Annotated in this window: 4 protein-coding genes; 2 read left to right on the forward strand and 2 right to left on the reverse strand. The window is 73.2% G+C overall.

Annotated features, from left to right (window positions below; genetic code table 11):
- Positions 1–519 (reverse strand): OmpA family protein (locus NON00_RS23195; RefSeq protein WP_256025159.1); only part of this gene is annotated, 519 nt, incomplete at its 3' end.
- Positions 516–1,772 (reverse strand): JmjC domain-containing protein, encoded by a 1,257-nt coding sequence (locus NON00_RS23200; RefSeq protein WP_256025160.1) that lies wholly within the window; start codon positions 1,770–1,772, stop codon positions 516–518. The genes NON00_RS23200 and NON00_RS23195, both read right to left, overlap by 4 nt.
- Before the next feature lie 269 nt (positions 1,773–2,041).
- On the opposite strand from NON00_RS23200, the gene NON00_RS23205 reads away from it, so the two are divergent.
- A complete protein-coding gene (locus NON00_RS23205; RefSeq protein ID WP_256025161.1) occupies positions 2,042–6,772 on the forward strand; it encodes an NAD-glutamate dehydrogenase domain-containing protein in 4,731 nt (1,576 codons plus the stop codon).
- A gap of 198 nt (positions 6,773–6,970) precedes the next feature.
- Positions 6,971–8,236 carry an MFS transporter gene (locus NON00_RS23210; protein ID WP_256025162.1) on the forward strand — a complete coding sequence of 422 codons (1,266 nt, stop codon included), beginning with the start codon at positions 6,971–6,973 and terminating at the stop codon, positions 8,234–8,236.
- Positions 8,237–8,372: the final 136 nt, after the last annotated feature.

Below are 8,372 nucleotides of genomic sequence, written 5' to 3' on the forward strand. Positions count from 1 at the left end.
GGGCATGGGCACGGGCACCGCCGGCCCGACCGGCGCCGGCACCAGGGTGGTGGGCGGCGGCGGCGCGGCGGCCGCTGGAGAACCCGGCGGCGCCGGCAGCACCACGATGGTCACGCTGCGCGACTCACGGTTGGCCGTGCGGGTGCTGAATCCCGGATTGCGCGCCTCGGCGCGGATGCGGTCGCGCTCGATGCCCTGGCCCACCGAGAGCATTTCCGCCACCTCCCGCGCGCGGCGGGCGGCGAGCTGGGTGCTGGTGGTCTGCCCGCCCTCGCGCACCGCATGGCCGAGCACGCAGAGATTGCGCCCCGGCTCGGCGCGGGCCAGGGCGGCGGCGGTGGCCACCGGGGTGCGCGCGCCCTCGGCCGGGCGAGCGCTGCCGGGGGGGAAGCGCACCTCGAAGACGTCATCCTCCAGCCGCTCGGCGCCGACGCAGCTGAAGGCGCGCGGCTGCGCCTGCGCCGCCCCGGCGGAGAGCAGCAGCGGCGGCAGCAGCAGGAGCGGCAGCAGGGCCCTCATGCGGCAGCAAGCAGGCCGGATTCGACCATGCGCCTCAGCAGCAGCGCGGCATCCACGGCGGGGTGGGCGGCGCGCAGCTCGGCCTCCGTGCCATCGGGGCGGGCGAGCAGCCAGTTGGCCGCCTCCGCCTCGGCCGGGGCGAGGGCGAGCGGCCCGGCCGGCGCCTTCACCACCCATTCGGCGCCGCGCCGCACCGCCTTGGCGCCGGGCTGGGCGACGCGGAAGGCCGCGCCCTCCTCCGCCCCGGCGGCAGCGGCGGGGGCGGCCAGGCCGCGCGCCGCCAGCAGGTCGTTGCCGCCGCGGCGGTAACGGTAATCCGCCACGAATTTGGCCAGCACTTCCATCACCTTGGGGTCCCGCGTCAGTTCGGAGAGGCGCTGGCCGAGCTGCGCCGCGCGGCTGGTCAACGCGAAGCGGGCGGGGGCGGTTCCATCCTGGCGCGGCAGCGGCTTGCGGAATTCGGCATCGTAGAGCACGCGCTCCAGCAGGATGTTCACGAGGTCCATGCCGAGCGGCGCATGCACGCCATAGGCGACATGGACGGAGGCCGGGGCCTCGGCCAGGGCGTCATGGTACCAGCCGCGCGGCAGGTAGAGCAGGTCCCCGGCCTTGAGCGTGACCTGCCCGCGCAGCCTGCCCTTGGCCTGCTCATGATGCGCCTGGCCCAGGCTGCGGAAGACGGGGTGGGGGATCGGCCACTCCGCCCGGCCTTCCCAGATGTTCCAGGTCTTCTCGCCCTCCACCTGCACGGCCCAGACGTCATGCGTGTCGAAATGGGCGGGGAAGGCCTTGTGGCTCTGCCAGGAGATATAGACATTGGCCTGGGCCTTGCCGAGCCCGGCCTCCTCCAGCGCGGTGGAGACACCGACGAGGCCGGGGGTCAGGCTGTCCACGTCGTTCATCACGACCGAGGCGCCGCGCTTCACCCATTCCGCCACCATGCGGGCATCGGGCTGCATCACGGCGGCGTTGTCGCGGCTGGTGGCGCGGCCGCAATACTGCTCCGGCGGGACGGCGTTGCCATCCATCACCAGCTTCAGCGACTGGCCGGACCAGATATGCGTCTGGTCCAGCAGGCGGTTGATCTGCCGCCAGGAGAGCACGGAGGCGAACTTCGCCGCGCCGCCCTGCACATGCAGGGGCTGCTTGTCATAGTACTCGGCGAAGAACTGCTCCGGCGTGACGGGGGCGAGGAGGTCGGCGAGCGTGCTGATCATGCCGCCAGGATAGACCCGGAGCGCGCCGCCGGTCACGGGGGAGAAACCAGCTCCTGAGAGGGGCTTCGCCCCTCTCAGACTCTCCCGACCAAAGGCCTGAGGCCTTTGGAAACCCATCTGTGAGTCTCCCCTGATGGCGGGTGCAGGGGGCCCTGCCCCCTGCTGGGGGAGTATGAGGGGGCAAAGCCCCCTCATGATGCCGCTGAAGTTTTATGCATTCTGCACTGCGAAACGGCACGCCGGTGCTTGAACCCGGCGCGGCCCTGGCCGATTTTCGGAAAGGACCACTCACGAGGAGTCTGGGCATGCCGGAAGGCCAGAGCCGCGAGCGCGGCGCCAGGGCGGAGCTGTTGCGGGCCGCGGAGGAGGCGCTGCGGCAGCAGGCCCCGGCCCTGCCGGAGTCGGCGGCGGCGCTGCTGCACCACCTGGCCGAGGGCCTGCCCACCGCCGAGCTGGCCACCGAGCCGCCCGAGCGCCTGGCCGCCGCCGCCGCCAGCCTCTACGCCTTCGCCGCCGCGCGGAAGCCTGGCACGGCGAAGGTGCGCATCGTCCCCCCCGGCCCCGGGCGCGGCGCCGTGGCGGTGGCCGAGATCGTCACCGACGACATGCCCTTCCTGGTGGACAGCGTGCTGGCCGCCCTCACCCTCTCCGGCCGCACGCCGCGCCGGCTGCTCCACCCCGTGCTGCGCGTGGCGCGCGACGCGGCGGGGCAGCTGTCCGGCTTCGCCCCGGAGGGCGCGGCGGAAAGCATGATGCATGTGGAGATCGCCCCCGCCGCCGCCCGGCTGCTCGGCGGCGGCGAGGCCCCGGCCGAGGGCTGGGAGGCCACCGAGGCCGCGCTGCAGCGCGCCATGGCCGAGGTGCGCCGCGCGGTGGAGGACTACCCCGCCATCCTCGCCCATCTCCGCGCGGCGGAGGGGGAACTGGCCGCCGCCGGGCATGAGGCCGCCGCCGGGCAGGCCTTCCTGCGCTGGATGGCGGAGGATAATTTCGTCTTCCTCGGCCACCGGCTGATCCAGTTCGGTGAGGCCACCGACGGTGCCGGAGAGGATCGGGCGGGGGAGCATCTCGGCCTGCTGCGGGATGAGGGCGTGCCGGTCTTCGACGCGCTGCGCGACCTCTCGGCCATCCCGCCCGCCGTGCGCGCCTCGCTGCTGCTGCCGGTGCCGCTCTCCATCGCCAAGGCGAATATGCGCGCCCGCGTCCACCGGCCGCAGCATGCCGATGTGGTGGCCACCCGCATCCTGGACGCGGCCGGGCATGTCACCGGGGTGCGGCTCTTCCTCGGGCTTTTCGCCGCCTCGGCCTATAACCGCAACCCGCGCAGCATCCCCTGGCTCTCGGCCAAGGTGGAGCGCATCCTGGCCCGCGCCGGCGTCAACCCGGACAGCCATGATGGCCGCGCGCTGCGCAACATCCTCGACACCTGGCCGCGCGACGAGCTGTTCCAGGCGGATGAGGCCTCCATCCTGGAAGGCGCCCACCGCGCGCTCGACCTCTTCATCCGCCCGCGCCCGGCGCTCTCCATCCGGCGCGACCCCTTCGAGCGCTTCGTCTCCGCCATCGCCTGGCTGCCGCGCGACACCTTCGACACCCGCCTGCGGGAGAAGGTGGGCGCCATGCTGGCCCGCGCCTTCGCCGGGCGGCTCTCCGCCTTCCACATCGCGCTGGGCGACACGGCGCTGGCGCGCGTCCACTACATCATCGGCACCACGCCGGGGGCGCTGCCGCCGGTGGATGACGCGGCGCTGGAGGCGGCGCTGGCCCAGGCCGCCCGCCCCTTCACCGACCGCCTGGGCGAGGCACTGACGGCCGATCTGGGCGAGGCCCGCGCCGCCGCCACCCTGGCGCGCTGGACGGATGCCTTCCCCGCCGCCTATGCCGAGGCGGCGGCGGCCACCACCGCCGTGGCCGACCTGCAACTGGCCGAGGCCGCGCTCGCCGCCGGCCGCCCCGCCGCGCGGATCGAGCGCCTGCCCGGCGAGGGCCCGCGCGCGCTGACGCTGCGCCTCGTCCATCCCGGCGGGCCGCTGCCGCTGGCCGATGCGCTGCCGCTCTTCGAGAGCCTGGACCTGCGCGCCATCGAGGAACAGCCCTTCCACCTGCGCCCCAAGAGCCTCCAGGGCAGCCCGGCCCGCGCCGTGCTGCATGTCTTCTCGCTGGAGGCCGGCACGGAACTGGAGGAAAGCCGCTTCCCCGCCCTGCTGGAGGCGCTGGCCGCCTTGCAGGAGGGCCGGGCGGAGGTCGATGGCTTCAACCGCCTGGTGGCGCGCGCCGGCCTCGCCTGGCGGGAGGCCTGGCTGCTGCGCGCCCTGTTCCGCTGGCTGAAGCAGGTGGGCTTCGCCTTCGCGCAGGGCTCGGTGGAGGCGGCGCTGGCCGCGCATCCGCGCGCCGCGCGGCTGCTGGTCGATCTCTTCCACGCCCGCTTCGACCCCGCCCCCTCTGCCGGCGCCGCCAGCGCCGAGGCGGAGGCCGCGCTCACCACCGAATGGGCCGCGCTGATCGAGGCGGTGGAGGACCCGGACACGGACCGCATCCTCGCCCGGCTGCGCACCGCGCTGGATGCCGTGCTGCGCACCAATTTCTTCCAGGACAAGCCCTATCTGGCGCTGAAGATCGACAGCGCGGCGGCGGGCGAGATGCCGCTGCCGCGGCCCTGGCGGGAAATCTTCGTCCACGCCCCGCATATGGAGGGCTGCCACCTGCGCGCCGGCCCGGTGGCGCGCGGCGGCATCCGCTGGTCCGACCGGCGGGAGGATTTCCGCACCGAGATCCTCGGCCTGATGAAGGCACAGCGGCTGAAGAACGTCGTCATCGTGCCGACCGGCGCCAAGGGCGGCTTCGTGCTGAAGGGCAGCGTGCCGCCGGCGACGGAGCGGGAAGCCTTCATGGCCACCGGCATCGCCGCCTACAAGACGCTGATCCGCGGCATGCTGGACGTGACCGACAACCTGAAGGGCGAGGCCGTGGTGCCGCCGCCCCAGGTGGTGCGCCGTGACGGGGACGACCCCTACATCGTCGCCGCCGCCGACAAGGGCACCGCCACCTTCAGCGACATCGCCAATGGCCTGGCGCGGGAATACGGCTTCTGGCTGGACGACGCCTTCGCCAGCGGCGGCAGCCAGGGCTATGACCACAAGGCCATGGGCATCACCGCCAAGGGCGCCTGGGTGATGATCGCCCGCCATTTCTCCGAGCTGGGCCACGACATCCAGGCCGCGCCCTTCACCATGGTGGGCGTGGGCGACATGTCGGGCGACGTGTTCGGCAATGGCCTGCTGGTGTCGCGGCAGACAAAACTGCTCGCCGCCTTCGACCACCGCCACATCTTCATCGACCCCGAGCCCGATCTGGCGGCCTCCTATGAGGAACGCGCCCGGCTCTTCGCCCTGCCGCGCTCCTCCTGGGCCGACTACAACCCGGAGGTCATCAGCGCCGGCGGCGGCGTCTATCCGCGCAACGCGCGCAGCGTGCCGCTCTCGCCCGCAGCGCGCGCCCTGCTCGGCATCGAGGCGGAGAAGCCCGACCCGGCCACGGTGATGAAGGCCATCCTGCGCGCCCCGGTGGACCTGCTCTATTTCGGCGGCATCGGCACCTATGTGAAGGCCGCCAGCGAAACCCAGGCGGAGGCCGGGGACCGCGCCAATGACGCCATCCGCGTCGATGGCCGCGAGATCCGCGCCCGCATCCTGGGCGAGGGCGCCAATCTCGGCGTCACCCAGGCCGGGCGCATCGAGGCGGCGCGCCTCGGCGCCCAGGGACAAAGCCAAGGCCAGGGTGTGAAGCTGAACACCGATGCGCTGGACAATTCGGCCGGCGTCTCGACCTCGGACCATGAGGTGAACATCAAGATCCTGCTGGCCGATGCCCGCGCCAGCGGCGCCCTGACCGAGCGCCAGCGCGATGCGCTGCTGGTGGCGATGACGGAGGAGGTGGCGGCCCTGGTGCTGCGCGACAACGCGCAGCAGTCGCTCGCCATCTCGCTGGAGGCCGAGGCGGGGGCGGAGGCCCTGCCTGCCCAGGCCATGCTGATGGCGCGGCTGGAGGCCAGCGGCCTGCTGGACCGCGCCGTGGCCGGCCTGCCCGATGCCGCCAGCCTGGAGGCGCGCGCCGCCGCCGGCGAGGGGCTGACGCGGCCCGAGCTGTCCGCCCTGCTGCCCTTCGCCAAGCTCTGGCTGGCCGAGGCGATCGAGCACAGCAGCCTGCCGGATGATCCGGCCCTGCTGCCGCTGCTGGAGGGCTATTTCCCCAGCGCGCTGCGGCGGGACTTCGCGCCCTATATCGCCCGGCACCGGCTGCGGCGGGAATTGCTGGCCACCATCCTGGCCAATGAGGTGGCCAACCGCATGGGCCCGGCGGGCCTGGCGCGGCTGGCCTCCGGCACCGGCCCGGCCGAGGCGGCGCGCGCCGTCATCCTGGCCGAGCGGCTGCTCGGCCTCGGCGCGCGGATGGACGAGGCCGATACCGCCGCCGCCCCCGCCGCCACCCGCCACGCCGCGCTCCAGGCGCTGCGGCACCTGCTGGCGGCCACCGCCCAGGGGCTGCTCGGCCTGCCCGAGACGGCGCTGCCGCTGGCCGAGGCGCTCGGCGCGCTGAACAGCGGCATCGCCGGGCTGCTCGCCGCCGAGACCAGCGCCGCGACGCCGGAGGCCGAGGGCCTGCCGGAGGCCGTGGCCCGGCTGGTGGCCGCCGCCCCGGCGCTGGAGGCCGCCCCGGCCATCGTCCGCCTTGCCACCGCCGCCGGCGTGGCGCCGGAACGCGCCGCCGCCGCCTGGCGCGAGGTGGGCGAGGCCTTCTCCCTGCCTGCCCTGCGGCAGGCGGCGCAGAAGGCCACGGCCAACGGCCCCTTCGGCCCGCGCGCCAAGGCCGCGCTGCTGGAGGACCTCGCCCTGGCGCAGGCCCGGCTGGCCACCGCCGCGCTCAAGGGCACCCTGCCCGAGGCCGAAGCCACCCGCCGCCTCGCCCAGGAAGCCGCCAGCCGGCCGGATCTCGCGGCCGTCTCGGTGGCGGCGCGGGAGATCGGGCGGGTTGTGTAGTTTATTGTTTTCTATAAAAATCTTCTTTTTCTGAAGAAAAAGAAGCAAAAAGACTTTCTTTCCGTTTAGCGTCCCGCTTCAGGCCTGAGGCGGGACGCCAACTGAAAAAAGTTTTTTGGTTCTTTTTTTTCAAAAAAGAACATTTCTCCAAAAACATTTGTCTTGCCTGTCCCCCGGCCTTGGGCAGTCTCCCCGCCCATGAACACATCCCTGACCCGCAAGGCCTGGGCCTGGGCGCTGTATGACTGGGCCAACAGCGCCTTTCCCACGGTGGTTTCCACCTTCGTCATCGCCACCTATTTCACCCAGGGCATCGCGGCGGACCCGGCGACGGGGCAGGCGCAATGGGGCTGGATGCAGACGCTGGCGGGGATTGCCATCGCCCTGCTCTCCCCCGTGCTGGGCGCGGTGGCCGATGCCGGGGGGCGGCGGCGGGCCATGCTGCTGCTCTGCACCCTCGTCACCGCGCTGGCCACGGGGCTGCTCTGGTTCGCCACGCCGGGGCCGGGCTCGGCGCTCTGGGCGCTGCTCTGCGTCGGCATCGCCACGGTGGGGTTCGAACTGGGCACGGTGTTCTACAACGCCATGCTGCCCCAGGTGGCGCCGCCGGAGCGGCTGGGGCGCATCTCCGGCCTCGCCTGGGGGCTGGGCTATGCGGGGGGGCTCGCCTGCCTCGTGCTCTGCCTCGTGCTGCTGGTGCAGCCGGACCCCTCCCCCCTCGGGCTGGACCGCGCCAGCGCCGGGCATCTGCGCGCCACGGCGGTGCTGGTGGCGGTGTGGATGCTGGCCTTCGGCTGGCCCGTGCTGCTCGCCCTGCCGGACCCGCCGCCGCCCCGCCCGGACTCCCATCCAGCCTGGGGCGAGGCCGTGCGGCGCGGGCTGGCGGAGATCCTCGGCGTGCTGCGCGGCCTGCCGCGGCGGCCGGCCATGGCGCGCTTCCTCCTCGCCCGGCTGTTCTACACGGACGGGCTGAACACCCTCTTCGCCTTCGGCGCCATCTATGCCGCCGGGCGCTTCGGCATGGGGTTCGAGGAAATCCTGCTCTTCGGCATCGCGCTGAACATCACCGCCGGGCTGGGCGCCGCCGGCTTCGGGCTGGTGGAGGACCGCCTGGGCGCCCGCCCCACCGTGCTTGTGGCGCTGGGCTGCATGGTCGTGCTCGGCCTCGCCCTCGTGCTGACCACTGAGAAAAACCTGTTCTGGGGGCTGGCCCTGCTGCTCGGGCTGTTCATGGGGCCGGCGCAATCGGCCTCCCGCACCCTGATGGCCCGCCTCGCCCCGCCGGAGGAGGTGGCGGCGCATTTCGGCCTCTTCGCGCTCTCGGGCCGGGTGACGGGATTCCTCGGGCCGGCCGCGCTCGCCGCGGTCACCGAGGCCACGGGCAGCCAGCAGGCGGGGATGGGGACGGTGCTCGTGTTTCTTGCGGTAGGGGGCGGGATTTTGGCGATGGGGCCGCGTCAGTAAATCCATTGGGGAGGCTTTGCCTCCCCAAACCCCTCCACCGGGGTGGCAGGGCCACCCCAAAACTTCCCTTGGGGGACCCCGCCTTCAGTCAGCCACAAAAAGCCGCTGCAGGCGGCCGGGCCAGCCGGTCAGGGTG

This window comes from Roseomonas sp. GC11 (assembly GCF_024437745.1).
Taxonomy (GTDB): domain Bacteria; phylum Pseudomonadota; class Alphaproteobacteria; order Acetobacterales; family Acetobacteraceae; genus Pseudoroseomonas.

Coding starts and splice junctions, on each gene's coding strand:
- NON00_RS23210 (WP_256025162.1), top strand. CDS start 6,971: ATGAACACATCCCTGACCCGCAAGGCCTGGGCCTGGGCGCTGTATGAC.
- NON00_RS23205 (WP_256025161.1), top strand. CDS start 2,042: ATGCCGGAAGGCCAGAGCCGCGAGCGCGGCGCCAGGGCGGAGCTGTTG.